We start from the raw sequence: 26,182 nt of genomic DNA on the forward strand, positions 1-26,182 counted from the left end.
GCGATGTCGAATTAAGCAGATTTCGACTCTGTAGATTAGTGTTCCGCCCCTTCAACAGAGAAACAAGTGGCACCAATCAAAGTTCCAAAGGTGCCCTATTACCCACGTTGCAGCCATATTGCCTATGCACAGTGCTATTCCACCGCGCGCTGCAGGCGCCGTCAGTTTGAGTACCAAGCAATTGGGTGACAGAACGGTGCTGAACAAGTTTCGCCAGTCCGGGTCTTATAAATGTCTGTTCCCCAGAACCAACACACCTGATCTTGACGCGGTTCTTCTTAACACGGCAGGCGGCGTAACCGGAGGCGACTCATTTCGACTTTCCGGTAAGGCAGCAAAAGGAACGGCGCTGACTTTGACAACACAAGCGTGCGAGCGCGCCTACAAGGCCAAGCCGCAAGAATGTGGCCAGATTACCAATCATCTGACTGTTGAGACTGAAGCCCGGCTGAACTGGTTGCCGCAAGAGACTATTCTGTTCAATGGCAGCGCTCTGGAGCGACGCCTGAAAATCGAGATGGCGCCAGATGCCGAGATGCTGATGGTAGAGCCGCTGGTCTTCGGCCGCATTGCGATGGGCGAGACGCTGACCGATATCCGTCTAAACGATCGGATCGAGATACGGTACCAAGGAAAAAAGGTGTTCCTTGACGCGATCCAGTTCTCGGGTGATTGGCACAAACATCTGTCCAAACCGCATATTGCAAACGGCGCGGGTGCGATGGCGTTGATCGTCTTTGTATCGGAGTCAGCCGAAGGCCATCTGAATGCCATTCGTCAGATGCTGCCCGACACCGCAGGTGCGACTATGATCCGCAATGACCTGTTGGTTGCTCGTGTTCTTGCCGAAAACAGCTTTGCCCTCCGTGGCACATTGATGCCGATCTTGCGACGGTTAAACAAAGACACGCTACCTCGATGCTGGATGCTTTGACATGAACCTGACCCCTCGCGAAAAAGACAAACTGTTGGTCGCCATGGCCGCCGAAGTCGCCCGCAAACGCCTGGACCGCGGCGTCAAACTGAACCACCCCGAGGCGATCGCCCTGATCACCGATGCCGTGGTCGAAGGTGCACGCGATGGGCGTTCAGTTGCTGACATGATGCAAGCCGGGGCCGAGGTGATCACCCGAGAGCAATGCATGGAAGGTGTGCCCGAAATGATCCACGAAGTTCAGGTCGAAGCCACCTTTCCAGATGGCACCAAGCTGGTGACCGTCCACAACCCCATTCGCTGAAAAGGAAACCAATATGACACGCATGCTTTTCCCCGCCCTGATCTTCGCTGGCCCGGCAGCCGCCCATAACGGAACGCATATCCACGCGCACGGCACCGATTATGCGGCGATGGGCGTTGGGCTGGCGGTTGTTGCGCTGGCTGCTGTCGCGCTGATCACAAAGCTGAACAAATGATCCCCGGGGAGCTGTTCCCGGCTGATGGTGAAATTACCCTGAACCCCGACACTGATGCGATCACTTTGATGGTCGCCAATACCGGCGACCGCCCGGTTCAGGTCGGCTCACACTACCATTTCGCCGAAACCAACCCGGCGCTCGACTTTGACCGAACTGCCGCGCGTGGCCTGCGCCTGGACATTGCGCCAGGCACCGCTGTGCGGTTCGAACCGGGGCAGGCCCGCGAAGTTTCGCTGATCCCGATCAGTGGTGCGCGCAGGGTCTACGGCTTCAATCAAAAGGTCATGGGGGCACTCTGATGCCAGCAAAAATCAAGCGCTCAGACTACGCCGCGATGTTCGGCCCGACCGCAGGGGACAAGCTGCGGTTGGCCGACACCGATCTTGTGATTGAGGTCGAACGTGATCTGACCAGCTATGGCGAAGAGGTCAAGTTTGGTGGCGGAAAGGTAATCCGCGACGGGATGGGGCAATCTCAGACCACGCGCGCCGAAGGCGCTGTGGATACGGTCATCACCAATGCTCTGATCGTTGATCACTCGGGCATCTACAAGGCCGACGTTGGCCTGAAAGACGGGCGGATCGCCAAGATCGGCAAGGCGGGAAACCCCGATACACAACCCGGTGTCGACATCATCATAGGACCCGGAACCGAGGCCATTGCTGGCGAGGGTCGTATCCTGACGGCAGGTGGGTTCGACAGTCATATCCACTTTATCTGCCCGCAACAGATTGAAGACGCACTGCATTCCGGCCTGACCACCATGCTGGGCGGTGGCACAGGTCCTGCGCATGGGACATTGGCCACCACTTGCACCCCCGGTCCATGGCATATCGGGCGGATGTTGCAAGCGGCGGATGCTTTCCCGATGAATCTGGCCTTTGCGGGTAAGGGCAACGCTTCGCTGCCTGCCGCGCTCGAAGAACAGGTCAAAGCCGGAGCCTGTGCCCTGAAACTGCACGAGGACTGGGGAACCACCCCGGCCGCCATTGATTGCTGCCTGTCGGTGGCCGACGCGATGGACGTGCAGGTGATGATTCACACTGACACGCTCAATGAATCAGGCTTTGTTGAAAACACCGTGGCGGCCATGAAGGGTCGCACTATTCACGCTTTCCACACCGAAGGCGCAGGCGGAGGCCATGCTCCGGATATCATCAAGATCTGCGGCGAGAACCACGTTCTGCCGTCCTCGACCAATCCCACGCGGCCCTTCACCGTGAACACGGTTGAGGAACATTTGGATATGCTGATGGTCTGCCACCACCTCGACAAATCCATCCCCGAGGACGTGGCCTTTGCCGAAAGCCGCATCCGGCGTGAGACAATCGCAGCCGAGGATATACTGCACGACATGGGCGCATTTAGCATCATCGCGTCTGACAGTCAGGCCATGGGTCGGGTCGGAGAGGTTTTGATCCGCACGTGGCAAACCGCTGACAAGATGAAGAAACAGCGCGGGCGCCTGCCCGAAGAAACCGGTGAGAACGACAACTTTCGCGTCCGTCGCTATATCGCCAAATATACGATCAACCCTGCTATTGCCCATGGGCTCAGCCACGAGATCGGGAGCATCGAGGAAGGCAAACGCGCTGACCTCGTCCTTTGGAACCCGGCCTTTTTCGGCGTGAAGCCCGAGATGGTTCTGCTAGGCGGCACCATAGCCTGCGCGCAAATGGGCGATCCCAACGCGTCGATCCCTACACCGCAGCCGGTTTATAGTCGGCCGATGTTTGGCGCTTACGGACGGTCGGTGGAAAACTCGGCGATCACATTTGTCTCGCAGGCGGCCCATGCGGATGGGATCGGTGATACACTGGGATTGGCAAAGCAAACCGTCGCCGTCCAAAACACACGAGAAATTGGCAAGCAGGATCTTCTGCTGAACAACGCGACACCGCATGTCGAGGTCGACCCGGAAACCTACGAGGTGCGTGCGGATGGCGAATTGCTGACTTGCCAACCCGCCGAAACGCTGCCGATGGCGCAACGATATTTTTTGTTCTGATCAAAAAATGTGCTGCGTTGCGGCGCGTGCAAGGCAGCAATGACCAAATACGCACTTCTAAGTGAGGCCAATATGACAGATATAAAAACCCATGGGAGGACCAACGTTTACGAGGGTCCAAATGGCACACTCAGCAACACATACAAACACGCGCTTTTCGCTGGCCGGTTTAATCGTATCCATTGGGTCGTCAATTTACTCGGCCCTGATCAGCGTAGCCGAAGCTCAATCTCGCGTCCGGCAAGTCGAATTCCTGCAATCGCTCAGCGACGAAGAGCTGAAAAACCGCGGTCTGACGCGCGAACGGATCGTGCATCGGGTGTTCTCGGACTCAATCTGGCTCTGACTATTCCCGCTGCAGAGGAGGTGATGGTATGACCGCCCTGCTCTGCACTGCGCGCCAGTATTCGGATCACACGCATGGCGATCCGGCAGACTGTCTCTCGTTGACCTACGACGACCGTTTTTTGCGGCGTAAGGTTCTTACCTGCGAAAGCGGCGAACAGATTCTCATCGATCTCGCGCAAACGACCTCACTGAACCACGGTGGCGCGTTGGTTTTGGACGACGGTCGCGAAGTGGAAATACAGGCAGCACCGGAAGTGTTGCTGGAGGTAAAAGCACCGGACCTGACACGTATCGCCTGGCATATCGGCAATCGGCACACGCCTTGTCAGATCGAAAAGACCCGCCTGTTGATCCAAGTCGATCACGTCATCCGTGATATGCTTCTTAAAATCGGAGCAAAGGTGCGAGAGGTGAATGAACCATTCAACCCCGAAGGCGGGGCCTATGGCCACGGCAGGACCCATGGCCACACCCACTGACGCCAATATCCTGACGCTGACACAATGGTTGTCCCCTGCCTATCCTGTTGGGGGGTTTGCCTACTCTCACGGGCTTGAAGCTGCGATTGACGGGGGAACTGTCGCGAATTCTCGGGATACTGAAGCCTGGATTTCAGATGTGCTTGAACATGGCTCTGGGTGGAATGATGCTGTGTTCGTTGTGGCGGCCTTCAACGCGCATGACAAAGAAGAACTGATCGACGTCGATATCGCGGCGCGCGCCTTTTGTGCGACATCCGAAAGGCTCATGGAAACCGAGTTGCTGGGACAGGCCTTCGGAAATGTCACCAAAGGTGTCTGGGAATTGGACCTTGGGCAATTCACCTACCCCGTCTCAATTGGACGGGCTGCAAGACTTCAAAACCTTCCCTTGCTGCTGACGACCAAGATGTTTCTGCAAGCATTCGCAAGCAACCTTGTCGCCTGTGCGACGCGCCTTGTACCACTGGGACAGACCGATGCGCAGCGGTTGATCCGCCAGCTGACACCGTTGTGCGCCCAGATTGCTGAAAGGGCAAAAAAGGCGAGCCTGGACGAGTTAAGCTCTACCGCGTTCTTGGGGGACATTGCGGCCATGAGGCACGAAACACAATATTCGAGGATTTTCCGCACATGACCAGTATTAACGGCCCGCTTCGCGTAGGTATTGGAGGCCCAGTAGGAGCCGGAAAAACCACTTTGACCGCCGCCTTGTCTGAAGCGCTGCGCGATGTCTGTTCGGTGGGAGTTATTACTAACGACATATATACGCAGGAAGATGCCGAAGCGCTGATGCGCATGCAGGTCCTGCCGCGGGACAGGATCATCGGCGTCGAAACTGGCGGTTGCCCGCATACAGCAATTCGCGAAGACGCCTCGATCAATTTGGCCGCCGTCGCCGAGATGCAGACACGTCATCCGGATCTCGATATTGTTTTGATTGAAAGCGGAGGCGACAATCTATCAGCCACATTCAGCCCGGAGCTGGCGGATCTGACCATCTACGTGATCGATGTCGCTGCAGGCGAAGAAATACCCAGGAAAGGCGGGCCGGCGATTACGAAATCAGACATCCTTGTAATCAACAAGACCGACCTTGCACCGCATGTTGGCGCTTCGCTGCAGGTTATGGAACGTGATGCGAAAATGATGCGTAAAGGAAAGCCCTTCTTGTTTTCGTCACTTCGTCACAGAAGCGGGGTCGACGCAATTGTGGATCTGCTTGTGAAAGGCGGAGGTTTAAGAATTTCGGAAGCGAATTGGACCCAGAGATGAAAAGGCTAAGATAGCTCGCCAATTAGCCCATTCCCAAGCCCTTTACACCAGTGCTTTATTAAGAATCCTTGGAGAGCGTGACCAAAAACGCAACTAAGTCTGCAATCTCCTGCTCAGACAAATTCAATTCCGAAAGAATGGCTTCACCGTCGGCGTGCAGCCTTTCAGTATCAATTTTGCTGTAGTGCCGTATCACAGATTTCAGATCATCTAAGCTGCCGTCATGCATGTAAGGAGCGGTTTCAGCCACTCCCCGCAGGCTGGGCGTCCGAAAGGTTCCAAAATCAGAATGGCTCCTGCGTACATTTCGCACGGCCCAGGCATCTTTCTTTTCCGGATCGTCGTTCCAGTCGCTGTCCAGTGTGTAGGGGCTTGAGAGTAAATTGTTCAATCCTCCGAACCGACCTTGGTCAACCTCGGTTTCATTCAGAAAATATGGCACACCAGCGTCATGGAACTCGTTGTTGGAAAACCTCGGACCGTTGTGGCAAAATACGCATTTCCCGCGCCCTAAAAAGAGCTGAAGACCTCGCTGAGCTGCTTCGGGGTATTCCTTAGCCGCTGCAATATCTCGGCGCTCCAAAGCATCGCGAAAATCGTCAAATATCGTCCGGTCGGTGGCTAAGGTCTCTAAGTAAGCAGAAAGAACTTTTGCAGTATTCACCAGAAAAAGTTCAGGGCTTTGATCCTGGAGGTGACCAAATATGGCTTCAAAATCATCAATGTAGGTACTTTCAGAGATAGCTATCTTTAGGCTTTCGGCACTATGCGCCATCTCTTGTTCTTCGATGATCGGATGCAGGCTGGCTGCCCAAAGATTATCGCTTTTGCCGCCCCAACCATACCAGCGCAGCCCGGCAAGGTTTCGCAGTGATGGTGTGTTTCGATTTAACAAATCACGACCGAGTGCCCGCGCCTCCGGCGTCGTAAATGCCTGATCAGGATCATGACAACTTGCACAAGAAAATGCACCATCGACTGACAACACCGGATCGTTGAATAAAGCCTGTCCGAGCTTGATTGCCGTGGCGTCTTTGGAAAATCTATTGCTTGGATCCGACTGTAAGGATGGTGGCCACGGCCCAAAGGACAACGTTTGTTCAATTTCGTCTTCGGTCAACAAGACATCTGCACGTACTGCCCCGGTCAGAAAAATTAGCGCAGCTGTCATCCACAGCTTCATTTCAGCGCAATTTCTGACGTGTAGAACACCGATTGGCCACTGACGTCGACATCGATTTGCAGCTCCCACAAACCCGGCATGTGAAACAACATATCATCAATTCGGAACACTCCGCGGTCCAATGCAGTAACCTTGGGAGTATAGTTCATACCATGTTGATGAGCAGGCATGATTGCATCCACACGCATTTGGCCCACAGCAGTTTCACTACAAACTGAAACCAACACCGAAAACGGTTGGGCCAACGGAATTTCGTCGACCGCCAGATAAACCTTGGGTGCGTTTTGAACTTCCGAATTCATGCGTTGCCCCGTCGCTTCACAAGCAACCGCCGCGCTGGACCATATAAGAAACCAAGCAGCGCAGTGGGTCATTCTGATGCCAGCAAACGTTCTGCGTTAGCATAGGCAATGTTGTCTGCGATCTGGTCCGGCAGCAAATCCAACCATTCACGCGAAAAATCGGCATGAGGGCCTACGTAGTACCAACGTTCAGGTGCGAACGTATCCGTACCGACCATGAACCTATCGGGATGGGCTTGGAACGCAGCCCTCCAATCCGGGTCGACACGGCCTCGCGAAACCATGTCCGAACGAAATGCCAGATCGGCCCATAGCCCGGGATAGATGTCTAGCGCATCGACCACACTAGCTGGATCGTCAAACCCAGAATGGGCCCACAATACCCGAGCTTCCGGCCATGTTTCGAAGATCAAATCAACGGCCTCGCGATCACCATGGTGGTGCAGGATTAGGTTCCGCTCTTTCGCCAGTGCAATCATACGTTGGATGACCGGCGTTTTGATGTCATCTCCGTAAGCGTGAAACTCGCCGATGGCCTCGTAGTTGTTTTTTGCCAGGTTTGTTTCCAGATACTCGATTACAGTTTCATCGTGCATCCAGGTGTTGATCTCACCGCGACGACGATAGGGGCGAAGCGCCGGAACAACGATGTCCGGTGCCACGGCCAACAATAGCTGAGTGCCATTGTCATCCGAGCTGGAAATCAGCGCTTTACGCACGCCTGCATCTCGAAGGATTTCGACCACCTGTTCAGGTGGAACCAGTTTGACGGCATCGTGGCTGTAGTGAATATGTGCGTCAAAGATCGGTCGCTGTTCTGCGACGGCGGTACTGCAAAATAACGCTGCACTTAAAATGGAGATATGTTTCAGCACCTCAAGCCTCCTCAATATCATTCAGACCCTGGCAAGCGTCACGTCGAAATTCACGTGCAAGAAAGGTTCGGCGATCTTACCAGAAAGCTCCATGCCATCGGGAAATTCTGATGCAGGTCGTTCAACATATGTCATTACCAGATCGTCCCGAACGCCAAAGACAGTATCCTGATCTAAATAGGGATCATTGTCCGGAAAAATCTCCGTCACGAGTGAGCGATACCCGGGGGCTTTGACGATAAAGTGCAAGTGTGAGGGCCTCCATGGATGGCGACCACAAGCGCGCAGAATATCACCGACTGGCCCGTCAGACGGCACGGTGTATTCAACTGGTTTAACTGTGGTGAACGCATATCTGCCATCATCGCCAACTGACATCAGCCCGTGGAAAGAATAGGTGTCCTGTTCTTCATCTTGACTGGCGTAGAGGCCGTTGGGTGCCGTTTGCCAGATATCCAGTTCTGCCCCGGCAATAGGGTTACCTTCGGTATCGCGGATCACGCCCTCTGCAAGTAGAACCGGCCCGCCGTAGTGACGCTTCATATCGCCACCGATTGGCAGCGGGGGGGCGCCCGAGACGTGAAATGGACCTAAAACGGACGAACTGGTCGCATCGGCACTGGAATGCAGCATATCAACCAATGACGACAGGCCCAACACGTCCGAGGCTAGCACGAATTCATGCCTATCCTCGGTTTCCACCGCAGCGCAGCCTTCCAGAAACGCAATCCCGGCCCGCCACTCGTCATGCGTCAGGTTGGTTTCCCGCGCAAAGTCGTGGAGGTGTTTGACCAGGGAGCCCATGATTTCACGCATCCGTGGATCAGTATCTTTGGACAGGTACCCCATGAAGACGTCGGTGATATTGTCTTTGGTGACAGAGCGCATCTTGTCCTCCTTAAATCAGGGCAAGGCTGAGGATCGGGAACTCGATCAGAATGAACAGAACGATCAGCATCACGAACGCAAAGGGAAGCGCGCCCATGAACACGTCCTTAAGTGATATGCGGTCATCGTTAATCGTGGATTTGATAACGAAGCAGGATATACCCAAAGGTGGTGTCAAAAGACCGATTTCAGCCCCAACCACGGTGATAATGCCAAACCAGATCAGCGACATATCAAGCGCTTCGGCCATGGGTAAGAACAGCGGTACTACAATCAGAATGATCGACGCGGTGTCGAGCAATGTTCCCAGAAATAGCATCAACAGAACATAGAGCAGCATGATCGACCAGAAAGATGCGGAATTCCCCGCAAGCAGATCCTGCAGTTGATTGGGTAGCCCGGCCAGTCCCAGCATGCGGCTGTAGATTGAAGCGGCCGTGATCAGGAACAGGATCGCCGCTGTGATGTGACCGGTTTCCAGCAACGCGTCCCAGAATGCGCGTGGAGACATCGACTTGCGGGCAACCGCGATGATTAGCGCAACGAGAGCTCCGGCGGCCCCTGCTTCTACGGCAGTCAACCAACCTGTGTAGATACCACCAAGGACGATGGTAATGATGAACAGTGTCGGCAGTGTTTTGGAAGCTATCTCGCGCCCTGACATCCACTCGGTGTCTTCGACAACGCGGCCACCGACGAATGCAGGGGTGAAACGACCCATAACCCAAATCGCGCCTACATAAGCGATCGCCAGCATGATCCCCGGAATAACCCCCGCAAGGAACATGTCCCCTACAGATTGCTCGGCGACAAAGGAATAGATGATCAGCATCGCCGAGGGCGGGATGATCATCCCCAAAACCGAAGACCCGGCGACCACGCCAACAGCAAAGCGTGGGTTATAAGCCTGCGCCATCATCTGCGGGACCGAGACCTTGGTGAACACGGATGCGGAGGCTATTGACGACCCAGTCACTGCGGCAAAGACGGCGTTGGCTCCAACGGTTGCCATACCGATACCGCCTTTGACCTTGCGAAATCGCATGGTCATGACTTCGTAGATGTCCCTGCCCAACCCGGCTTTTGAGACAATGAGCCCCATGAAAGTAAACAATGGGATTGTTGCAAAGCTGTATTCCATCGCGCTGTCGCCGACCGCCACTTTCAGCAGGTTGAGCGCAAGCGTGAAATTGTCCCGCATCAGCCAGATCGACACGAACGAGACCACGCCCAATGCGATGGGAATGTAAACGCCTGCGTAAATCAGAAAGACGATGGCTATGACCGAGATCAGGCCAATCTCAATCGGCGTCATTCTGCGGCCTCGTCATGTTCAGGGGTGCGAATTAGATGCGGGCGGTCCTGCGCCGTGACAACCTTGAGAAGGAAGATCACGCAGGCAAGCGCAGTACCGCACGCGATGACCAGTTTGACCGGCCACCATGGCAGAGTAAAAAGACCCGGAACTCCGAAGTAGTCCTGTGTCTCCCACATATGCAGGAACTCGGGAAAGGTTACATAAGCAATCAGACCCATGAAGATTGCGGAGATGGCATTGATAATGCGCCTCAGGTTGGCCGTTAGCCCAGGACGGCGGTGGTGTAGCAGGTTCAGAAACCCGTCCGAGCGCGTCAGCCGATCCACTCTGACTACGTCGGCCAGCTGCAAAAAAACGATCATCACGACCGAAAACTGCACCATTTCATAGGTGCCACGCAGAGGTGCCGAAAACAGACCGCGCGCAATGACGTCGACATTCAGAATGACCACCAACGCAAGGACGACAAGCGTACCCAATGCGTTGGCGGCGATAGCAAGCGAATTGGCGACCCGCGACAAGCCAGCAACTGCGGTCTTCAGCATGAAAGGCCCCTTTCGTGGATCGCCAGACTGTTACTCGGCCGTCCAGTCACGCACTCCGGTAAAACCGGCGTCCTGCAGCTTGCCGAGATAAGCGGCCAGTATCGCGTCGCCTTGTTCACCGTTCTCATTCAGCGTGGCTGCCCATTCCTGTGCTACATTTGGCATTGCGTTGGCCCAGGCCGCTCGGTCTTCGTCCGAAACTTCGACAATCGTCCCGCCGGCTTCGGTGTATGCGTCCCTTGAGGCCGCAGCCCGGTCCATAGCGATGCCGGCCACATGATCACGGTAGTCAATTGCGACGGCCTGCAGAACGCCTTTGACTTCATCCGGCAACTTTGCCCAATAGTCAGAATTCACCGTGATCGTCTTGGAGTTCACGGCACCCAAGTCAGCTTTGAGCATGTAGGGAGCCACTTCGGCGATCTTGAAGGTCTTGGCGGCTTCAGGCCACAGCATCGCACAATCAACAAGGCCGGTTTGCAGCATATTGTAGAAATCGGTCAGGCCACCGCGAACCCCCGCTGCATCTTTGATACCTTCGAGATATCGGAGGTTCAGTCCCGCCCCTGCCACTTTTCGGCCTTCCAGATCAGAAACAGCCGAGACCGGCTCTGTACAAAAAACCTGATAAGTATCGAGCACTACACCGGTCGCCAGATAGACTTGGTTCTGCGCAGCGAACTCATTTTGCATCGCTGGGTATTCGCGCGCGATCTCATCCACGGCTTTGGCTACCGCGCGAGAGTCCGATGACACGAAGGGGGTCGACCCCGATATCCCCTGACTGGGCAACTTGGACGAATGGAAGATAGTTGTGACAATGCCGATGTCGCCAAGGCCAAGCTGGATCCCTTCCAGCACGCCCTTCGGCTTTACGATCGAACCGCCATAGTTCTCTTGCCAGTTCATCTTGTAGTTGCCGGAGTCGGCCAGCCGCTTATCCACTTCTGGAATGAAGAAATTGGTGAATTCTTTCACCCACAAGGCCCGATCGGGATAGCCATCAATCACGACGGCGGAAATGGTCTCTTCTGCTGCAAGAGGCAACGCCATGGTGCCTGCCAGAGCAAATCCCATTAGGCTGCGTTTAGTCCAGTTTTTCATTTCTCTCCTCCCAGAAAGTCGGGTCCTGTCGATTTTTATTGGTTGGTTTTGACCCAGTTGACGGTCAGGTCCGTGCCTGCCGCTTGAAACAGTTTTGCGATGGCGCAATACTTGGCTGTCTCCTCGCCCACGCGTGTCAGATCCTCCTGACTGGCGGGCGTATCGCACTTCACAGTGAGTTCGATTTCGGGAAACGGAACATCGATCTCCTCTTCCATCAGGACACCGCGCCGGTCCAGCCTGCATTTCGCGTCGATTGTCACAGTGCCCAGGTCAACTCCCAACCGATGTGCGTTCTTGTGCCCGATGACATTCGTACAGGCGATCAGGGCTGCCATTGCGGTTTCGGTCGGAGACGGACCAAGATTTGTCCCGCCGCGTTCGACGGGTTCATCGACAACAACATCAAGATCGCGAATTGGTATCTCAGTCCGCGCATGAGTCGGGCATTGAGCTGTCGTACGGTAGGTTACGACAGGTTTGACTTTCATCGCCACAGGGTCACCTCCTCATGCATAAGAGCAAACCTTTTCGAATGAGAAGCGAGGCAGCTTGTGAAACAATCCTGTTTCGTCTGCGTAGCCCAGATTGCAAAGAAAGTTCGACTTGAGCGTCGTGCCCGCGAAGAATTCCTCGTCGACGATCTTGTTTGAAAAGCCAGACATGGCGCCGACGTCCAACCCGACAGCCCGGGCCGCGATCATAAAGTAAGCGCCCTGAAGCGTTCCATTGCGAAACGCTGTATCGGCTACATATTCGGGATTATTTTCGAAAAGTGGCCGTCGATCTTCGTGCGGGAAAAGAAATGGTAATTCCTTCCAGAAGTCCATGTCATAAGCAATGATCGCAGTGACCGGCGCATCCATCATCTTTGGCACGTTCTTCGGCTTTAACGACTTGGCTAGGCGCTGTTTACCTTCCGCACTTTTAACGAAAACGAAGCGGGCGGGCAGCGTGTTCATGCTGGTCGCGCCGTTGATCGTGATGTCATAGATCTCTTCAAGCAATTCGTTAGAAACAGCCTTGTCGGTCCAGGCGTAATGAGATCTGGATCCGCGGAGGATCAGGGCAATTGCGTCGTCTGAAAGACGTGGGATGCGCTCGCGCAGATCGCGATGATCTTGCTGCGCCTTTGCGCGAAGTGCCTCCAGCTCTGCCCCGGTTGGTGCGCTCATGCTGCGGCAACCTTAGTCTCGGCGTCCTTTTCGTCGATGACGGGGCTGGCGCATATGCCGATGCCCTCAATCTCGACCTCGACGGTTTCACCCGGCTTCAACCAACGTGGATTGGGCTTTTTGGCGTGACCAACACCCGGCGGCGTACCCAACGCAATCAGATCACCGGGTTCGAGAGTAGTATATTCCGAAATCGTCGCGATGACCTGACGAACCCCCCAGATCATGTTGGCGGTGTTCGAGCTTTGCAGGATTTCGTCCCCCACTCGGCTTTCGATTTTCAGGCCGGATGCTCCCTCCGGCAAGTCTTCCGGCGTTACAGTGAAAGGGCCGATCGCGCCTGTGTCATCGAAGTTTTTGCCGGGCGTCCATTGAACGGTTTTACGCTGGTAATCCCTCAGCGACCCGTCGTTAAACACGGTGTAGCCGAAGACATAATCCAATGCGTCCTCTTCCGAGATATGACGGCCGCGTTTTCCAACGATCAGCATAAGCTCGGCTTCGTAGTCGAGTTTCTCGGAACAGGTAGGCCGCACCATAGGTTGCCCTGCCGCCATGATCGAATTCTTCCCACGCATAAACAGCGTCGGATACTCCGGGATATCATACCCGCCTTCCTTGATGTGGTCCGTGTAGTTCAACCCCATGCAAATGATCGTTCCAGGAGCGGCAACGGGCAATGCCGGAGTGATGGAAGACACGGGCACACTGTCTGCCGCGTCAATTTTGGTGGCAAGTGTGTCGGCCAGTTCAGGCTTGGCTATCAAACCCATCAAATCCGAACCGACGACAGGGTTCAAAGCCGTTAGATTCACTGCGTTTTCACCGTCTACAGCAAAAACCGCTGTGCCTTCCGAAGTCTCTCCCACCAGGTATTTCATTTTCACCATCCATGTCAGTTCGCTTGATTTTTGCCGACTATTTTGTCATATGTCAAATAATATCGATATTTTTGGAGAACGCAAATGGTTGCCTGGGCGAACTACAAATCAGAAGCAAAAAGCCGTGGTGCACTTGCTTTGGAACTCTACGTAGTACTCAGCACGCCTGCCAAAAAACCCGAAGATGTAAAGGCGTCGCTACCTGACCACCTGGCCTATCAGGCACAGCTTGAACGCGCGGGACAGCTGGCTTTTGCAGGGCCAATTTCTGATGAGACTGGTGAGCACATGCAAGGAATGGGCCTGATTATCTATCGTGCTGACAGTCTTGAGGCTGCCCGAAAACTGGCCGAGGACGATCCGATGCACCAAAGCGGTGCGCGCGAATTTGAACTTCGGCGCTGGATGATCAACGAAGGCTCGCTGAGCCTTTCAGTTGGCCTATCGACTGGAACGAGTGCCCTCAGTTAAGAGCAATCAAAAGTTTTGCCGCGAACAAAGGAACGGTCGGATATGGACGCCATGCTTGATACTGAGGGCAAAGAGACATCTGCCACGCATGGCGCGTATCGAAGGCTGCGCGACATGATATTGACCGGAGAATTACCTCCGGGACAAAAACTCAAGATCGAGCAGCTTCGGGGGCTTTTGGACACCGGCGCTAGTCCGGTTCGCGAAGCGCTTAGCCTTTTGACTTCGGACATGTTGGTCGAGCGGATTGATCAGCGCGGATTTCGGGCAGCACCAGTCAGCAAGTGTAACTTCGAAGAAATACTTCTGTTGCGCTGCAACCTTGAGGAAACCGCGTTGCGCGCCTCTATCACCAACGCGGATGAGGCCTGGGAAGATCGGCTTGTTTTGCGTCACCATCATATGAAAAAGGCCGGCCAGAACGGCGCGCGTGACTTTGAAGACGCTCACAAGGAGTTTCATATGGCCTTGTTGGACAATTCGAATCTGCCGTTGCTGATGCGGTATTGCTCGCAGCTTTACGACCTGAACATTCGCTATCGCTATCTGGCGGCTGGCGGTTCGAGCTACAAGAAGCGGGACATTGCCGCTGAGCACCAGCAAATCTTGGACGCCGCACTGAACCACGACGCGGACAGCGCAACTCGGCACCTGGTTGATCACTATCGTCGAACAGGCGAATACCTGAGTAGTCAGATGGAGCCCTGAAATGCAGCGGAATTGGTTTCTGGGTGATCTATTGAACCAATTTCTGGAGCGTACTGAAATAGGCGTGGCCAAGATGACAAACGGTCCATTGCCGAACTATGCGAAGCGCTATTGTCTGCCGAAGGTGAAGTTTCAGGCTTCATGCTCGCGTCTACGATCCTATGGCGCTGCCACACCCTGAATGATACGGAGAAACTAGACTATTTTGTCTAGTTGAATGACCAACTTGAGTTGGATGCGGATCAACTTTCTGCGACAGCCCGCATCTACGCCAGTGATCAAAGTGTCAATTTTTATCAAAGGCTTAGTGAAGCTTCAGAGCCAGGGCGGGAAGAGTTGTGGGTTTCTTCTATGGCAGTGGTGTGGTCAACGCAATTGCCGTGACCTACCCAAAATTGGCGGCGGGCGTGCCATTCTATGGTCGCCAGCCAGCAGTTGAGGATGTGGCCAAAATTCAGGCGCCGTTGCTGATTCAGATGGGAGAGCTTGATGAGCGCAGCAACGCAGGTTGGCCGGATTTTGAAGCCGCCCTGCAATCCAACGAAAAGGTTTACCAAGCCTACATCTACGATAATGCCAACCATGGTTTTCATAACGACAGCACGCCTCGTTATGACGAGGAAATGGCAAACCTAGCCTGGTACCGCACCTTTGATTGGCTCAACACTTATCTGAAGTAACTACAGTGTACGGCGAAGCGCGCATTGTGTTTTAATCGCTTCGTCGTAACCCTCAGTCTACCGGTGCCGATTCATTTTAAGCTCCAGTAATCTATCTTCCATGATCAGATAGGTCGAAAGGAACGCTTGGCTACAAGGCTTGGGAAAAACGACATCATCGCTAAAAGAAGCCTTCATTGGCGGGATACAAAACCATTGGTTGTTTACTAAAAACGTCGAAACACGAGCGTCCTGTGGGAGTTATGTGAGGCGTTCTCTGGTTGAGTGGTCGGCTCGTCAGAGTACAGCCTGCACAGTCACCTAAGCCTGAATGCTTGCTACTTAAGTTCGCCGGATATCCCTCTCACCTGCTGCGAATTTCCGCATTCCGCCGGAAGTAATCCCAAAAGATGAAGTTGAATTGGATACCAGATGAAAGAAGTGAGGCGAAAATGGCAAAGTTTTGTCACTGGTGGCAGAACTATGTGTCGGTCACGCTTAACTAAGCTTTTGAACTTTATTTGTGTTCTTTTGTCGACTGCCTTCGCCACTACTGCAGTTGTAAAATATCCGGAACGCAAAGTTTTCTTTTTGCCGGCATTTTGTCCGCACCATCCGATCGTTTCAGTCGCTTGGGACCGTCTTTTACCTTGATCTTCGGCTTTGCTAGTGGGCCCTTCAAGGTCACGGGCCAGGGACTCTTCGAAAGCGGTTCGCCAATCTTGCGGGGCTGCAGGTTTAGGTCCAAAACCTTGCCCGCTACATTAACACCGCCAAAGACGACGACTTGGACATGATCTGTCTCCAATGTGGTTTGTTTCGTCGAAATATTTCCATTCGAAATACTAATCGGTGCACGCAAACATGTGATCGGAGCAACCTTTTGTTTCTCTTTGGTAAACACCCAAGGTAGTATCCCTAGCCCTGCCAGATCCAAAAGCTGGGTCTCGATCGAGCCGTCACGCATTGAGACCGTGGCATTGCCGTTCATGCTGTTGGCAAAATGCTTAGGTGAATCGGTTCCGCCGGTCACCGAAAAATCTGCATAGATGGTACCGCTTGCGCCCTTTTTGAAGTTCAGGTTGTGAAGAATTTCATCCAGCTGCCAGCCGCCTGCTGTGCCGGTCAGCGTGAGCAGATGCGCGTCGTTCGATAGATCCATTTGTCCGCTGACATCGAAATGAGCACCTCCGTATTCAAAATTCAAAGGTCCGGCCTTGAGTTCATTTTCGTTGAGCGTCAGTTCACTCTGCAAACTGCTGATGCCTTTGGCGCCCTCTATGTGCCGAAGATCAACGTCGACATCCATATCCATACCGGACAAGAGAATTGAACGCCCAATAGGTTTAAGTGTTACGTCTCTTAGAGGACTAGTGTCGCCGGATTCCTCAATGACGTCTTCCTCGTCGGGCTCTGGACCGCCAATTTTCCTCAATTGTGCAGCGGCCTGAACGATGGTTCGGATCTGATCTATCTTTATCAAGTCACTCTCTATGGAACCCTGCAGTACAGGATCACTCGTTGCATCATCAAGATCGGCCATAATTTGCAGGACAGAGTCGGCAACCTTGACTTTGGCATTCGCATCCCAATCGGTTCCTTCGCTGGCAAGGCCAATTTCAAAGATAGCCTGTCCAGTTTCCACCCGTTCAAGCGATAGGGCTTCTAACAGGTCCGCTCCGGAGGGGACTTCTACTTGAATTGCCAAGTCCAGGTTCTCGAATTTGAGCACATTTTTGACAGAGCCATGCACCTCAAGGTTCCAAAGTTCCGTTTCGCTTGTCTGGCCATCCAAATTTGTCAGCGAAAGCTGATTGATGTCGCCGTTCAAATGAAAGTTACCAGAAAATCGACCAAGTTGATCATCCGGTCCCAGAAGCTCTGATGAGATCAAGCTGCTTGCGGGTATATCCATTAACCCGTCGGCCGATATGCCTTGTAATTGCAACGCGTCTTCGACCGAACCGTCCAAAATGATAAATGGATCAGCAGGGTTCCCAATTCTCAAATTGATGTTTCCAACACTCAAGGCGCCTTCGGGTGTTCTGGAAAGCTCGGAAAACTTAATCGGGGGCGGCCCTTCACCAGAGGTATCCAATGTGAACCCGTTGGTTTCAATGACCATTTGCCGCTGCGGGACCTGCCCGGGTACGCTATCGATAACCATGTCAACTGCTATTAGTTTTAGATCATACCGCGACGCGGCTGGGGCGGGTTCAGCATCTTCAGGGTACAACCGAATGCGGGTTGTCAGGGATACGTCTTCTGGGTTTCCCAACTCTCCGATTTGTCCCGTCAGCGAAAGGCTTTGCCCACCATCCAATTCAGTCAATACAGCCAGGTCATCAATCCGGGCTACGCCGTCGACTGATTTGAATGTTGCACCAATGCTTCCTGAACCCTCCAGAACGCGATTGAGTTTCAGGATATCAAGAAGCTGACCAAGTTCGGCAACCTCTATGGTCGTATTCACTTGTAGCCCGTTCTCTTGAGGGACTTCTTCGGCGGCAATCGCAATCTGTTCGAAATTCACAGCGACCTGAAACGGGTCGTCCGCGGGAATGCTCGCGTTCAGATCAAACTTCTCTCCATTTAGTGAACCAGCCCCAACCGCGGTTACAACGTCGGTTTCCGTATCACGCTTTAGATTCAGCTCAAGAAGCTGCAGATCCAGACCAAGCCCGTTTAGATCGTTCTGGTAAAGAACTGTGACATCGGTCAGGTCAATTTTGTGGTCCGTTAGGATTCCAGCAACAGACAGGTTTGCAGGTTTGGCCGGATCCCCGGCTTTAGCGCCCGTTTGGGAAGTGGGCTGCCAGTTTCCGACACCGTCTTTGTCCGTGATCAAGTTGAGGTGGACACCCGAGAGAGAAAGCTCACTCAGCGACAATTTGCTGTTCCAAAGGTCACGGGCGGAAATTTTGAACTCAAGTTTGTCGATTGCTGCCAGGTTCGCTTCGGTCTTGATCGCGCCGGGTAGTACCAATCCCGCTGCGGATACCTGCAGTTGCCGACCAAGGCCTAGACGCACTTCATCTTCTATTAACACGTCCTGACCAAGTTTCTTCGAGATCAGGTTTTCAACAAAAGTGGTTCTGACAGAAGAAAACAACGCAGAGGACAGGAAAAGCCATGCCACAACAACCGCGACGAACGCGACAGCGCAACAAACCATTACACCTCTTGTGATGAACCGCACGCTTTTCTCCTAAGGTTCTGATTCCTTTCTTGGGCAGACTAGACCATTAAAGCATCATGTTAATGGAATATGTGGCTTCTTATTTTGCTGAACCCTAAATGACCTTGACCATTTAGCCGACTTCTCTTGCGGAATTGGTCGGGCGACCAAGAAACGGTTAAAGGACCAAATTTAGGATGTGCTGCTGACCCAGTTTCAAAATAGCTGGCTTGAAACGCGTTTAACGTTTCATAAACGAGCACATTGCATTAGCTTTGACTACTGCGCCTGGACACCCCAATTAAACTAGACGCGGTTAAAATGCTTCAATTACCCACATCCATCTAATTACTGTTATATGTGAATTCTTCAAACGACGGGGACACAATGAATTCGCTAACTAGAATAACACGTGGGATAGGCGTCGCTTTCAAGGACGGTAGAGTGAAAGGCCTTCTTGCCTTCACAGTCGGAATGATTTTATGGGCCTCAGTCTTCTACCACTTTGTCGAAGGTTGGAGTTGGCTAGACTCGATCTACTTTTCCGTAGTGACAATTTCGACCGTAGGGTTCGGTGACTTCTCACCTGAAACTGCGGCGGGGAAAATCTTCACAATGGTATATATCATTGTAGGCTTGGGTGTTTTCGTGACTGCGGCGACCACAGTGGCAGATACAATCTTGTCCCAAGACGACGAAAAAACGGACAAATAGATTATCCCAAATTAAGGCAATTTGAGTTCATGCGCAGGTATCAGTGCGACCGCGCATCTGAAGCCGTGCCTCGGATTCACTCGTACCTTCAAACTGATAGATGAGCGCCGAAAACTCAAAAAATATACATATTACGTTTTTTGAGTGTATTGTTTGGAAAACAGATAGTGGAGGGATGGAATGGAAAAGACCCAGGACGCGAAGATTGTCGACCTCGCGATACGATTGCTCTTTCTCGGATTGTTCCTTTACAGCGCCCTGGTAATGGTGGCTCCGCTTGCAAGCATAGTCATCTGGGCGACGATCCTCTGCGTTGCGCTTTACCCGGCATTTGATTGGCTACAATCCAAGCTAGGAGGGCGGAAAAAGCTTGCCACAACGATCTTGGTTTTGTTGGGCCTTGTTCTGACCCTCGGGCCAGTCGCAACTGCGGTATCTGGAGCCGCAGAACTTGGGTCTGAATTCGCGGAACAAGCAGACAAGGGTGAATTGAAAATCCCCCCTGCGCCCGAGGGCCTCAAGGAATTGCCGTTGGTTGGAAATAAAATCTCCGATGTCTGGGGAATGTTTGAGCGCAATCTTGACGGCGCGCTTGCAAAATACGGCGCGCAAATCCTTGAGATAACCAAATCGCTCTTCGGAAAGGTGCTGGGCATTGGTATCGGGCTTCTTGGCTTAGCTCTGTCCGTATTGATTATGGGGGCATTGTTCAGCCCGGGGCCAAATTTGGTCCAGGGTCTTCAGCGCTTTGCCAATCGTGTCTTTGCACCACGCGGCGGTGAATTCGTGACACTGGCAGGTGCAACGATCCGGAACGTTACAAAAGGCGTGATTGGCGTAGCAGCCATTCAGGCTGTTTTCGTTTGGATACTGCTGGCTTTGTTTGGGATTTCTTCGGCCGCCACACTGGCATTTGTCTGCCTCATACTCTCGATTATCCAAATCGGGCCCGGACTGGTTCTGATACCCGTTATTATCTACGCTTGGAGTTCCATGTCCGGCGGAACTGCTTTGATCTTCACCATATTGGCCGTTCCCGTCATGATAATGGACAGTTTCCTAAGACCCGTGTTCATCTCAAAAGGCCTTGAGACTCCCATGCTGGTCATCCTCATCGGTGTTCTCGGAGGTATGATGGCGTACGGGTTGATCGGCGTTTTTATGGGGCCGGTACTCTTTGCTGTCTTCTATGAGCTGTTCAAGGTTTGGATTGATACCTCACCTGAAGCCGAGGGCACTGTTGAAGGTGCGGCGAAATGAGGAAAACGATATGGACAACCCTGGCTGTCATTCTGATTTTTCTTGTCTGGTATCTGGTCGCTGATCGAAAAACGCCATTTACCGGGAACGCCAGAGTAAAAGCTGTGGCCACCCAAATCGTGCCTCAGGTAACCGGAACGGTAACGGAAGTTTTGGTAGAAAACGGCCAAGTCGTTTCGGCAGGTGATGTTCTGGTTCGAATAGATTCCAGACCCTACGAAATCGAGCGTTCAAAGGCGGAAGCTGATCTTGAAGCGGCAACCCAAGAGGTGGGTGCGTCTTCGGCAGAGGTAAGTGCGGCACAAGCCAAACTCGCAAGGGCGCAGAGCGATCTGGATACGATGCGCATCCAGACGGAACGTGTATTTGCGCTTGAAAAGAAAGGGTTGATTGCCGTCTCAAAGGCCGATGATGCACGAGGACAACTGGCAGAATCTGAGGCAAACTTTGAGAACGCAAAAGCTGATCTGGAAAAAGCGAAGCAAAGGCTTGGTGACGATGGGATTGAAAACCCGAAAATCCAGCGCGCACTGGCGGCCTTGGCGGATGCGGAACTGAACCTTGAATGGACCGAACTGCGTGCTCCGGCGACAGGTGTCATTTCTAATCTGCTGATTGCCCCCGGAACGTATGCGCGATCCGGCCAGGATCTTTTGACGTTTCTGGATGCAACCGACGTCTGGATCGAGGCGTATTTTACCGAAAACAATCTGGGAAGAGCTTCAATAGGGTCTCCGGTTGATGTGGTGTTGGATATGCATCCAGGTAAGATCGTTCCGGGCGTAATTGAGAGCTTTAGTGCTGCTGTTTCTTTGAGTGGCGGTGATGAGCCGGGGCAATTGGCGAGCCCGCCAAGCACCAAGGGATTTTTGCGGGAGCCTGAAAGGTTTCCGGTCAGGATTGTTTTACCCGGCTATGAAGCTGGAAGTGCCGAAGACGATCTTCGCTTTCAACTGAACGGGCAGGCCGATGTGATCATGTATCTAAGCGACAACTCGTTGCTGAACCTCGTGGGCCGCGCCTACATCCGCGTGGTTTCAATTCTGTCCTATGCGTACTGAGGATCAAAGCTCTGTCACCCGGCTTGCGCTGGGTGTTACCGGTGTCTTTGCATTGGGCCTATTTCTTGGGTGGCCCCTCGCCGTTGTCGGGGCGGTGTTCACGGCCCTTTTTCTTCAAGCACCTGCGGCACTACCTTTGGCAGCATTTGGTAAGCTATTTGTCTTCTCAATTGGATTGATGTTCATTTCGTTCCTGGTGTCGTCAATCTTCTCACCATATCCTCTTGTGTTCCTCATCCTCGTGGCCATTGGAATAATCCTGTCTTTCATGTGGTCAGTCTCTGGCGCCGGAGTATTGCCGGGTGTCATTGCCCTCATGGGGGCATTAATGATTCCGAACCTAGTTCTGCAATCTCAGGATTTGGCTTTGGTGCTCGTGTATTGGATCCCGCTGAACCTGCTGTTCGCAGGTTTCGTATCGACGCTGATGTTCGTGTTGATACCCGCTGAACCTCAAACGCCCGCTCAAAAGAAGGCTGCAACTTCGCCGGACTTCGACCCACATCGCCGAATAGTCAGGATGTCTCTTGTCACAGTGCCCTTTGCTATGGCGTTCTTTATTTCCGGCGCTTCTGCTTTGTTGGTTCTGTTTTTTGTCGCCCTGCTGAGCCAGCAACTTGCGGCAATGCCTGCTGCAGGCAAAGCAGTTGCAAAAGCAATGCTGACGGCAAATCTACTTGGGGCGGCAGTCTCCATCATATGCTATGAAATAAACGTAATAGCTCCGGTTATTCTAACCCCCATTCTGCTGTGTTATTTCTTTTGCCTAACACTCGGAGCACTTGGAAAGTCAAAAGTCCCGCTCGCCGCCGCCGCCGGTTCCGCTATCACAACAGCTCTGATTGTATATGGCGGTTCGGTTGCGCCGTTTTCAGACGAGGCTGACGTCAAGAGCATCACTCGCGTATTGCAAGTTGCCAGCGCCGCTTTTTTTGTAATCATCGCATATGTCGTGGTGGATGAATTCTGGCCAGAAAAAGAGCGCCAGGCGAGTCAATGAAGTTAATTGCGACAAAGCTTGGCGCTGAAACCAGCAGAGTTCCCAGTTTGACCGATTTTTGCAACCATCGCTCGAATTGCAGCGCCATAGCAAACCGCGAACATCGCTGAAGCGGTTTTATGTCAAGCGATCTCTGGTTGAGTGATGGCCGTTCTGTGGAACAAGTTCGAAAGGCTGCCTCCTCGCGGGACGAATGAAGCTTTCGCCGAAGCTGCGCCAACGTCTGCCTTCCCTTCGAAAGTCAGCGTTGAGCAACACTGACCGGAAGTTTCTGTGCGTTACCCCATTGCCTCGGCGATTGCCCATACATGCGCCTGAACTCGCGACTGAACTGGGACGGGCTGACGTAACCAACGTCCATTGCGGCTTCGTTCACAGGCATCCCGCCCGCGATCTTCATGGCGGCGTTGTTGAGGCGCATCGACTTAACGAATTGGATTGGTGCCATCGTCGTGACTTGCTTGAATTTACGATGGAAGACGGCCCGGCTCATGCCCGCTCGGCTTGCCATATCGTCAATCGAGACCGGCGCATCCAAGTGTGACGACACATGCGCAATTGAACGTGCGATGGCGTTGCCAGCACCGAATGCCTGCCGGGCGAAGGTGCCAGCTTCTCCCCTCAGGATCGCATAGAGCACCTCACGTAATCGCGCCTCGCCAAGAACTGCTGTATCCGTCTCGCTGTTTCCGAGCTGCAGTAGCCGCAGCAGAGCTTCAGTGAATCCATCGTCCCATCGTGCAAACCTAATTCCTGGCTCCCGCAGATCTCCTTTGACCGAAGGCAGAACGCCCCCGGCATTTTCCATCTCCATTGCCAACTCGGCCATGGCGCGTTGCTCAAGAGAGATCATAACCCCGTAGAGAGGGTTGTCATGCGAGGCCAAAGGCGTCCCCGCCTTGACCGGCATCGACATTGGGCAGCAGAGGTATTGACTGTTGTCATATTCGTATCTTCGGCCACCCAGAACGGCTTCCTTCACACCACTCACAATGGCCACGATGCAGGGCTCGTAAACGGCTGGAACACAGGGGATTGATTGCGTGGCGCGAAATAGCCGCACGCCCTTGATGCCTGTCTCGGTCAGGCCGTCTGTTTCGGTTCGGTTAGCGATGATTTGTTTAATCTGATCCTTGCTCATAACAGAGATGTAATGGCTCCAGATCGATGCTGGCAACTACCTTGATGTAATCGGGCAAGTATTCGCGATGATCTCGCCTGTTTCTGTGCTTTGGTGAGAGTTATATGCATTTCCAAGTTAACACACTCTTCACTCGATCCCTGCGCTGACGCAGTTAGGAGACAAAAGATGCCCGATACCACCTTTGGACCCAAAGGCTGGATGCCTGAGCGCCTCGGCGACCTCTCCGGCAAGACCTACCTCATCACGGGTGCCAACGCCGGTGCCGGGTTCCAGGCCGCGCGGACGCTCCTAAAAAAGAACGCCAAGGTCGTAATGTTGAACCGCTCGGTTGAGAAGTCTCAGGCAGCTGTTGAGGACCTGAAAACTGAGTTCGGCAGCGAGGCGGAAGTGAGCTTCATTCGCATGGATCTGGCCTCGCTGACAAGCGTACGCGAAGCTGCGGAAGAAGTTCTGAATTCTGTTCCCCGGATTGATGCGCTCATCTGCAATGCTGCCATCGCGCAGGTGCCAACCCGCAAGCTGACAGAGGATGGGTTCGAGAGTCAGCTCGGTACCAACCATTACGGTCACTTCCTGCTCTGTGGTCTACTGTTTGAGCGGATCGAAGCCTCGAAAGGTCGGATCGTTGTTGTTGCCAGTCTTGGCTACAACATGGGCCTGAAGACGATCAAGTTCGACGACATGAACTGGGAAGAGGGTTACGGGCCGAATACCGCCTACTCGCAAAGCAAGCTGGCGCAAATGATGTTCGCTTATGAATTACAGGACAGGCTTGCCGCCGCAGGGCGCACCGAGGTCGAAGTCTATGTTTGCCATCCCGGCTCTTCGGCAACGTCACTGATCAGCACAAGTGGCAGCCGGACGATGCGGTTCATCTGGTGGCTGATGACCAAGACACCTATGGTTCAAACAGCCGAGCAAGGGTCCTATCCCGAAGTCATGTGTGCCATCGAAGAGACTTTGACCGAACAACGCGCACTCTACGGACCAACAGGCCGCTTAGAAGCTGTTGGCCCGGTCGGCAAGGGTACATTGAACCCGCATGCATATGAGAAGGATGTGATGGTTCAGCTATGGAACGTATCCGAAAAGGCGACTGGTTTCAGCTGGGAGGTCTGAGTTGATGGGTTGTGTGACGTGCCCCAGTGTTCCATCACTAAAGCTGACATCGATGTCTTGCATACCCACGTCGTCTAACTGACGGGATTGCTATTCTTGACGGTCAGACATGCAACTCAACTAGCTGAATAAGGTTTCCACAGGTGTCGTCGAACACTGCCATTGTCGCGCCACCTGCCTTCACTGGGGGTTGAATAAATTCCACCCCTGCCGCCTCGAGCTTGGCAACCTCTGCGTCAATGTCGTCAACACTGAATGCCGAAACGGGAATGCCATCAGCCACAAGTGCTTCCTGATAGGCACGGCTCGCCGGATGCACATTCGGCTCTAAGCCTAACTCCACTCCTTCGGCTTCCTCCGCTGATACCAGTGTCAACCAGCGGTGCTGGCCGGGTGGAATATCGTGCTTCACAACAAACCCAAGTTTGTTGGTGTAAAAATCCAGAGCCTTAGATTGATCGTCCACAGAAATACTCGTCATGTACATTTTCATAGTGCGTCTCCTTGGGAATATAGGTCCACCCAGGGATTGATCGCACCCGCGATCGGCGCGGCCACCAGGGTGTGAATTTTTGTGCGCCCCCGCCAAGTCGTGGTGATCAGACCTGCCTGCTCAAGCGTATTCAGATGTCGAGTTATGCCTTGTCTGGAAATTGTGACTGAATGCTCTTCCAACAAACGAGCACAAAGTTCGAAAAGCGTCTGGTCGTGACGCTTTCTCAGCTCTTCAAGGATCAACAACCGCGTGGTGTCGCCAAGGGCGTTGAAAAGAATGCTTAGTTGCGGATCAAAATGAACGCTCATGCTTCATCATGCAACAATAATGTTGCATGTCAAATCGAACTATCAGTTCGAGCAGTTCACGGCATTCATTTCTTAGCGCTCGTCGCTGACATTCTTTGTGCCCCTCACGAATGACAGATTTGGATATCCGGAATGTTCGGTCCCGTGATCTGATCCGGTCGCTATACGGGACAAAGCGGAAACTGTTCGAATGCTAGCTGGTGCGAATAATGATGGGCTGATTGGACGGCGGCCACTTCACTCTCGCCACCATCCATCTATTTCGAA

32 protein-coding genes are annotated in these 26,182 nt (G+C 53.3%); 18 read left to right on the plus strand and 14 right to left on the minus strand.

The window, feature by feature from the left end:
• Window positions 1-166 precede the first annotated feature (166 nt).
• The 9 genes from ACR0A1_RS11310 to ureG all read left to right on the plus strand — a co-directional run bounded on the left by ACR0A1_RS11310 (window position 167) and on the right by ureG (window position 5,526).
• Window positions 167-934 carry an urease accessory protein UreD gene (locus ACR0A1_RS11310; protein WP_480867531.1) on the plus strand — a complete coding sequence of 256 codons (768 nt, stop codon included), beginning with the start codon at window positions 167-169 and terminating at the stop codon, window positions 932-934.
• A 1-nt stretch (window position 935) separates the two neighbouring features.
• On the plus strand, window positions 936-1,238 hold the full coding sequence (locus tag ACR0A1_RS11315; protein ID WP_170392784.1) for an urease subunit gamma: 303 nt from the start codon (window positions 936-938) through the stop codon (window positions 1,236-1,238).
• 13 nt (window positions 1,239-1,251) lie between these two features.
• Window positions 1,252-1,413 carry a peptidase M23 gene (locus ACR0A1_RS11320; RefSeq protein ID WP_170392785.1) on the plus strand — a complete coding sequence of 54 codons (162 nt, stop codon included), beginning with the start codon at window positions 1,252-1,254 and terminating at the stop codon, window positions 1,411-1,413.
• The gene (locus ACR0A1_RS11325; RefSeq protein ID WP_170402578.1) at window positions 1,410-1,715 is read left to right on the plus strand and encodes an urease subunit beta; all 306 of its coding nucleotides are present in this window, start codon (window positions 1,410-1,412) and stop codon (window positions 1,713-1,715) included. The genes ACR0A1_RS11320 and ACR0A1_RS11325 overlap by 4 nt, the downstream gene beginning before the upstream one ends.
• Window positions 1,715-3,424 carry an urease subunit alpha gene (gene ureC, locus ACR0A1_RS11330; RefSeq protein ID WP_170513224.1) on the plus strand — a complete coding sequence of 570 codons (1,710 nt, stop codon included), beginning with the start codon at window positions 1,715-1,717 and terminating at the stop codon, window positions 3,422-3,424. Before ACR0A1_RS11325 ends, ureC begins: the two co-directional genes overlap by 1 nt.
• A 121-nt stretch (window positions 3,425-3,545) precedes the next feature.
• A complete protein-coding gene (locus tag ACR0A1_RS11335; protein ID WP_170392788.1) occupies window positions 3,546-3,770 on the plus strand; it encodes a DUF1127 domain-containing protein in 225 nt (74 codons plus the stop codon).
• Window positions 3,771-3,798: 28 nt separating this feature from the next.
• Window positions 3,799-4,251, plus strand: coding sequence for an urease accessory protein UreE (locus ACR0A1_RS11340; protein WP_170392789.1), 453 nt, complete (start codon window positions 3,799-3,801; stop codon window positions 4,249-4,251).
• On the plus strand, window positions 4,235-4,888 hold the full coding sequence (locus tag ACR0A1_RS11345) for an urease accessory protein UreF (protein ID WP_480867535.1): 654 nt from the start codon (window positions 4,235-4,237) through the stop codon (window positions 4,886-4,888). Before ACR0A1_RS11340 ends, ACR0A1_RS11345 begins: the two co-directional genes overlap by 17 nt.
• Window positions 4,885-5,526 carry an urease accessory protein UreG gene (ureG, locus tag ACR0A1_RS11350; protein WP_480867537.1) on the plus strand — a complete coding sequence of 214 codons (642 nt, stop codon included), beginning with the start codon at window positions 4,885-4,887 and terminating at the stop codon, window positions 5,524-5,526. The genes ACR0A1_RS11345 and ureG overlap by 4 nt, the downstream gene beginning before the upstream one ends.
• A gap of 58 nt (window positions 5,527-5,584) precedes the next feature.
• On the opposite strand, the gene ACR0A1_RS11355 is transcribed toward ureG, so the two are convergent.
• The 10 genes from ACR0A1_RS11355 to ACR0A1_RS11400 all read right to left on the minus strand — a co-directional run bounded on the left by ACR0A1_RS11355 (window position 5,585) and on the right by ACR0A1_RS11400 (window position 13,797).
• Window positions 5,585-6,697: a cytochrome-c peroxidase gene (locus ACR0A1_RS11355; RefSeq protein WP_480867539.1), complete on the minus strand. Its 1,113-nt coding sequence runs from the start codon at window positions 6,695-6,697 to the stop codon at window positions 5,585-5,587.
• Between the two features lie 8 nt (window positions 6,698-6,705).
• Window positions 6,706-7,011, minus strand: coding sequence for a hypothetical protein (locus ACR0A1_RS11360; RefSeq protein WP_480867541.1), 306 nt, complete (start codon window positions 7,009-7,011; stop codon window positions 6,706-6,708).
• A 68-nt stretch (window positions 7,012-7,079) separates the two neighbouring features.
• Complete coding sequence (locus ACR0A1_RS11365) at window positions 7,080-7,886, minus strand: amidohydrolase family protein (protein WP_170392794.1); 807 nt, start codon at window positions 7,884-7,886, stop codon at window positions 7,080-7,082.
• A gap of 21 nt (window positions 7,887-7,907) precedes the next feature.
• On the minus strand, window positions 7,908-8,774 hold the full coding sequence (locus ACR0A1_RS11370; protein ID WP_170392795.1) for a dioxygenase family protein: 867 nt from the start codon (window positions 8,772-8,774) through the stop codon (window positions 7,908-7,910).
• A 10-nt stretch (window positions 8,775-8,784) separates the two neighbouring features.
• On the minus strand, window positions 8,785-10,089 hold the full coding sequence (locus ACR0A1_RS11375) for a TRAP transporter large permease (RefSeq protein WP_170565456.1): 1,305 nt from the start codon (window positions 10,087-10,089) through the stop codon (window positions 8,785-8,787).
• Window positions 10,086-10,637, minus strand: a complete 552-nt coding sequence (locus ACR0A1_RS11380) for a TRAP transporter small permease subunit (protein ID WP_170565459.1) — start codon at window positions 10,635-10,637, stop codon at window positions 10,086-10,088. Before ACR0A1_RS11380 ends, ACR0A1_RS11375 begins: the two co-directional genes overlap by 4 nt.
• 30 nt (window positions 10,638-10,667) lie before the next feature.
• Window positions 10,668-11,741: a C4-dicarboxylate TRAP transporter substrate-binding protein gene (locus tag ACR0A1_RS11385; protein ID WP_170392798.1), complete on the minus strand. Its 1,074-nt coding sequence runs from the start codon at window positions 11,739-11,741 to the stop codon at window positions 10,668-10,670.
• Window positions 11,742-11,776: 35 nt separating this feature from the next.
• On the minus strand, window positions 11,777-12,232 hold the full coding sequence (locus ACR0A1_RS11390) for an OsmC family protein (RefSeq protein WP_170597805.1): 456 nt from the start codon (window positions 12,230-12,232) through the stop codon (window positions 11,777-11,779).
• Between the two features lie 18 nt (window positions 12,233-12,250).
• Entirely contained in the window at window positions 12,251-12,916 is a 666-nt protein-coding gene (locus ACR0A1_RS11395) for a malonic semialdehyde reductase (protein ID WP_480867543.1), read from the minus strand.
• Complete coding sequence (locus tag ACR0A1_RS11400) at window positions 12,913-13,797, minus strand: fumarylacetoacetate hydrolase family protein (protein ID WP_480867545.1); 885 nt, start codon at window positions 13,795-13,797, stop codon at window positions 12,913-12,915. The genes ACR0A1_RS11395 and ACR0A1_RS11400 overlap by 4 nt, the downstream gene beginning before the upstream one ends.
• Window positions 13,798-13,881: 84 nt before the next feature.
• On the opposite strand from ACR0A1_RS11400, the gene ACR0A1_RS11405 reads away from it, so the two are divergent.
• The 4 genes from ACR0A1_RS11405 (at window position 13,882) to ACR0A1_RS11420 (ending at window position 15,656) form a co-directional block, all read left to right on the plus strand.
• Complete coding sequence (locus ACR0A1_RS11405; protein ID WP_223117020.1) at window positions 13,882-14,268, plus strand: YciI family protein; 387 nt, start codon at window positions 13,882-13,884, stop codon at window positions 14,266-14,268.
• A 51-nt stretch (window positions 14,269-14,319) separates the two neighbouring features.
• Window positions 14,320-14,976 carry a GntR family transcriptional regulator gene (locus ACR0A1_RS11410; RefSeq protein ID WP_255611858.1) on the plus strand — a complete coding sequence of 219 codons (657 nt, stop codon included), beginning with the start codon at window positions 14,320-14,322 and terminating at the stop codon, window positions 14,974-14,976.
• A gap of 1 nt (window position 14,977) precedes the next feature.
• Entirely contained in the window at window positions 14,978-15,157 is a 180-nt protein-coding gene (locus ACR0A1_RS11415; protein WP_480503682.1) for a hypothetical protein, read from the plus strand.
• A 157-nt stretch (window positions 15,158-15,314) separates the two neighbouring features.
• Entirely contained in the window at window positions 15,315-15,656 is a 342-nt protein-coding gene (locus ACR0A1_RS11420; protein ID WP_480867548.1) for a dienelactone hydrolase family protein, read from the plus strand.
• A gap of 529 nt (window positions 15,657-16,185) precedes the next feature.
• Here ACR0A1_RS11420 and ACR0A1_RS11425 read toward each other — a convergent pair.
• Entirely contained in the window at window positions 16,186-18,834 is a 2,649-nt protein-coding gene (locus tag ACR0A1_RS11425; protein ID WP_480867550.1) for an AsmA family protein, read from the minus strand.
• Between the two features lie 423 nt (window positions 18,835-19,257).
• Between ACR0A1_RS11425 and ACR0A1_RS11430 the strand changes: the two genes are divergently transcribed.
• From ACR0A1_RS11430 to ACR0A1_RS11445, 4 genes are all read left to right on the plus strand, one after another.
• Window positions 19,258-19,527, plus strand: a complete 270-nt coding sequence (locus ACR0A1_RS11430; protein ID WP_480439390.1) for a potassium channel family protein — start codon at window positions 19,258-19,260, stop codon at window positions 19,525-19,527.
• A 180-nt stretch (window positions 19,528-19,707) separates the two neighbouring features.
• Window positions 19,708-20,787, plus strand: a complete 1,080-nt coding sequence (locus ACR0A1_RS11435; RefSeq protein WP_480587853.1) for an AI-2E family transporter — start codon at window positions 19,708-19,710, stop codon at window positions 20,785-20,787.
• Complete coding sequence (locus ACR0A1_RS11440; protein ID WP_480867553.1) at window positions 20,784-21,848, plus strand: HlyD family secretion protein; 1,065 nt, start codon at window positions 20,784-20,786, stop codon at window positions 21,846-21,848. The genes ACR0A1_RS11435 and ACR0A1_RS11440 overlap by 4 nt, the downstream gene beginning before the upstream one ends.
• Window positions 21,838-22,848, plus strand: a complete 1,011-nt coding sequence (locus ACR0A1_RS11445; RefSeq protein ID WP_480867555.1) for a DUF2955 domain-containing protein — start codon at window positions 21,838-21,840, stop codon at window positions 22,846-22,848. The genes ACR0A1_RS11440 and ACR0A1_RS11445 overlap by 11 nt, the downstream gene beginning before the upstream one ends.
• A 241-nt stretch (window positions 22,849-23,089) precedes the next feature.
• On the opposite strand, the gene ACR0A1_RS11450 is transcribed toward ACR0A1_RS11445, so the two are convergent.
• A complete protein-coding gene (locus tag ACR0A1_RS11450) occupies window positions 23,090-23,989 on the minus strand; it encodes an AraC family transcriptional regulator (RefSeq protein WP_480615709.1) in 900 nt (299 codons plus the stop codon).
• Window positions 23,990-24,157: 168 nt separating this feature from the next.
• On the opposite strand from ACR0A1_RS11450, the gene ACR0A1_RS11455 reads away from it, so the two are divergent.
• A complete protein-coding gene (locus ACR0A1_RS11455; protein ID WP_170625003.1) occupies window positions 24,158-25,111 on the plus strand; it encodes an SDR family oxidoreductase in 954 nt (317 codons plus the stop codon).
• A 103-nt stretch (window positions 25,112-25,214) separates the two neighbouring features.
• On the opposite strand, the gene ACR0A1_RS11460 is transcribed toward ACR0A1_RS11455, so the two are convergent.
• Entirely contained in the window at window positions 25,215-25,604 is a 390-nt protein-coding gene (locus tag ACR0A1_RS11460; RefSeq protein ID WP_480867557.1) for a VOC family protein, read from the minus strand.
• Entirely contained in the window at window positions 25,601-25,915 is a 315-nt protein-coding gene (locus ACR0A1_RS11465) for a winged helix-turn-helix domain-containing protein (RefSeq protein WP_170567335.1), read from the minus strand. The genes ACR0A1_RS11460 and ACR0A1_RS11465 overlap by 4 nt, the downstream gene beginning before the upstream one ends.
• Window positions 25,916-26,182 lie beyond the last annotated feature (267 nt).

It is taken from the genome of Ruegeria sp. D6, assembly GCF_056534365.1.

Coding starts and splice junctions, on each gene's coding strand:
- ACR0A1_RS11315 (WP_170392784.1), top strand. CDS start 936: ATGAACCTGACCCCTCGCGAAAAAGACAAACTGTTGGTCGCCATGGCC.
- ACR0A1_RS11320 (WP_170392785.1), top strand. CDS start 1,252: ATGACACGCATGCTTTTCCCCGCCCTGATCTTCGCTGGCCCGGCAGCC.
- ACR0A1_RS11325 (WP_170402578.1), top strand. CDS start 1,410: ATGATCCCCGGGGAGCTGTTCCCGGCTGATGGTGAAATTACCCTGAAC.
- ureC (WP_170513224.1), top strand. CDS start 1,715: ATGCCAGCAAAAATCAAGCGCTCAGACTACGCCGCGATGTTCGGCCCG.
- ACR0A1_RS11335 (WP_170392788.1), top strand. CDS start 3,546: ATGGCACACTCAGCAACACATACAAACACGCGCTTTTCGCTGGCCGGT.
- ACR0A1_RS11340 (WP_170392789.1), top strand. CDS start 3,799: ATGACCGCCCTGCTCTGCACTGCGCGCCAGTATTCGGATCACACGCAT.
- ACR0A1_RS11345 (WP_480867535.1), top strand. CDS start 4,235: ATGGCCACACCCACTGACGCCAATATCCTGACGCTGACACAATGGTTG.
- ureG (WP_480867537.1), top strand. CDS start 4,885: ATGACCAGTATTAACGGCCCGCTTCGCGTAGGTATTGGAGGCCCAGTA.
- ACR0A1_RS11355 (WP_480867539.1), bottom strand. CDS start 6,697: ATGACAGCTGCGCTAATTTTTCTGACCGGGGCAGTACGTGCAGATGTC.
- ACR0A1_RS11360 (WP_480867541.1), bottom strand. CDS start 7,011: ATGAATTCGGAAGTTCAAAACGCACCCAAGGTTTATCTGGCGGTCGAC.
- ACR0A1_RS11370 (WP_170392795.1), bottom strand. CDS start 8,774: ATGCGCTCTGTCACCAAAGACAATATCACCGACGTCTTCATGGGGTAC.
- ACR0A1_RS11375 (WP_170565456.1), bottom strand. CDS start 10,089: ATGACGCCGATTGAGATTGGCCTGATCTCGGTCATAGCCATCGTCTTT.
- ACR0A1_RS11380 (WP_170565459.1), bottom strand. CDS start 10,637: ATGCTGAAGACCGCAGTTGCTGGCTTGTCGCGGGTCGCCAATTCGCTT.
- ACR0A1_RS11385 (WP_170392798.1), bottom strand. CDS start 11,741: ATGAAAAACTGGACTAAACGCAGCCTAATGGGATTTGCTCTGGCAGGC.
- ACR0A1_RS11390 (WP_170597805.1), bottom strand. CDS start 12,232: ATGAAAGTCAAACCTGTCGTAACCTACCGTACGACAGCTCAATGCCCG.
- ACR0A1_RS11395 (WP_480867543.1), bottom strand. CDS start 12,916: ATGAGCGCACCAACCGGGGCAGAGCTGGAGGCACTTCGCGCAAAGGCG.
- ACR0A1_RS11400 (WP_480867545.1), bottom strand. CDS start 13,797: ATGAAATACCTGGTGGGAGAGACTTCGGAAGGCACAGCGGTTTTTGCT.
- ACR0A1_RS11405 (WP_223117020.1), top strand. CDS start 13,882: ATGGTTGCCTGGGCGAACTACAAATCAGAAGCAAAAAGCCGTGGTGCA.
- ACR0A1_RS11410 (WP_255611858.1), top strand. CDS start 14,320: ATGCTTGATACTGAGGGCAAAGAGACATCTGCCACGCATGGCGCGTAT.
- ACR0A1_RS11415 (WP_480503682.1), top strand. CDS start 14,978: ATGCAGCGGAATTGGTTTCTGGGTGATCTATTGAACCAATTTCTGGAG.
- ACR0A1_RS11435 (WP_480587853.1), top strand. CDS start 19,708: ATGGAAAAGACCCAGGACGCGAAGATTGTCGACCTCGCGATACGATTG.
- ACR0A1_RS11440 (WP_480867553.1), top strand. CDS start 20,784: ATGAGGAAAACGATATGGACAACCCTGGCTGTCATTCTGATTTTTCTT.
- ACR0A1_RS11445 (WP_480867555.1), top strand. CDS start 21,838: ATGCGTACTGAGGATCAAAGCTCTGTCACCCGGCTTGCGCTGGGTGTT.
- ACR0A1_RS11450 (WP_480615709.1), bottom strand. CDS start 23,989: ATGAGCAAGGATCAGATTAAACAAATCATCGCTAACCGAACCGAAACA.
- ACR0A1_RS11455 (WP_170625003.1), top strand. CDS start 24,158: ATGCCCGATACCACCTTTGGACCCAAAGGCTGGATGCCTGAGCGCCTC.
- ACR0A1_RS11460 (WP_480867557.1), bottom strand. CDS start 25,604: ATGAAAATGTACATGACGAGTATTTCTGTGGACGATCAATCTAAGGCT.
- ACR0A1_RS11465 (WP_170567335.1), bottom strand. CDS start 25,915: ATGAGCGTTCATTTTGATCCGCAACTAAGCATTCTTTTCAACGCCCTT.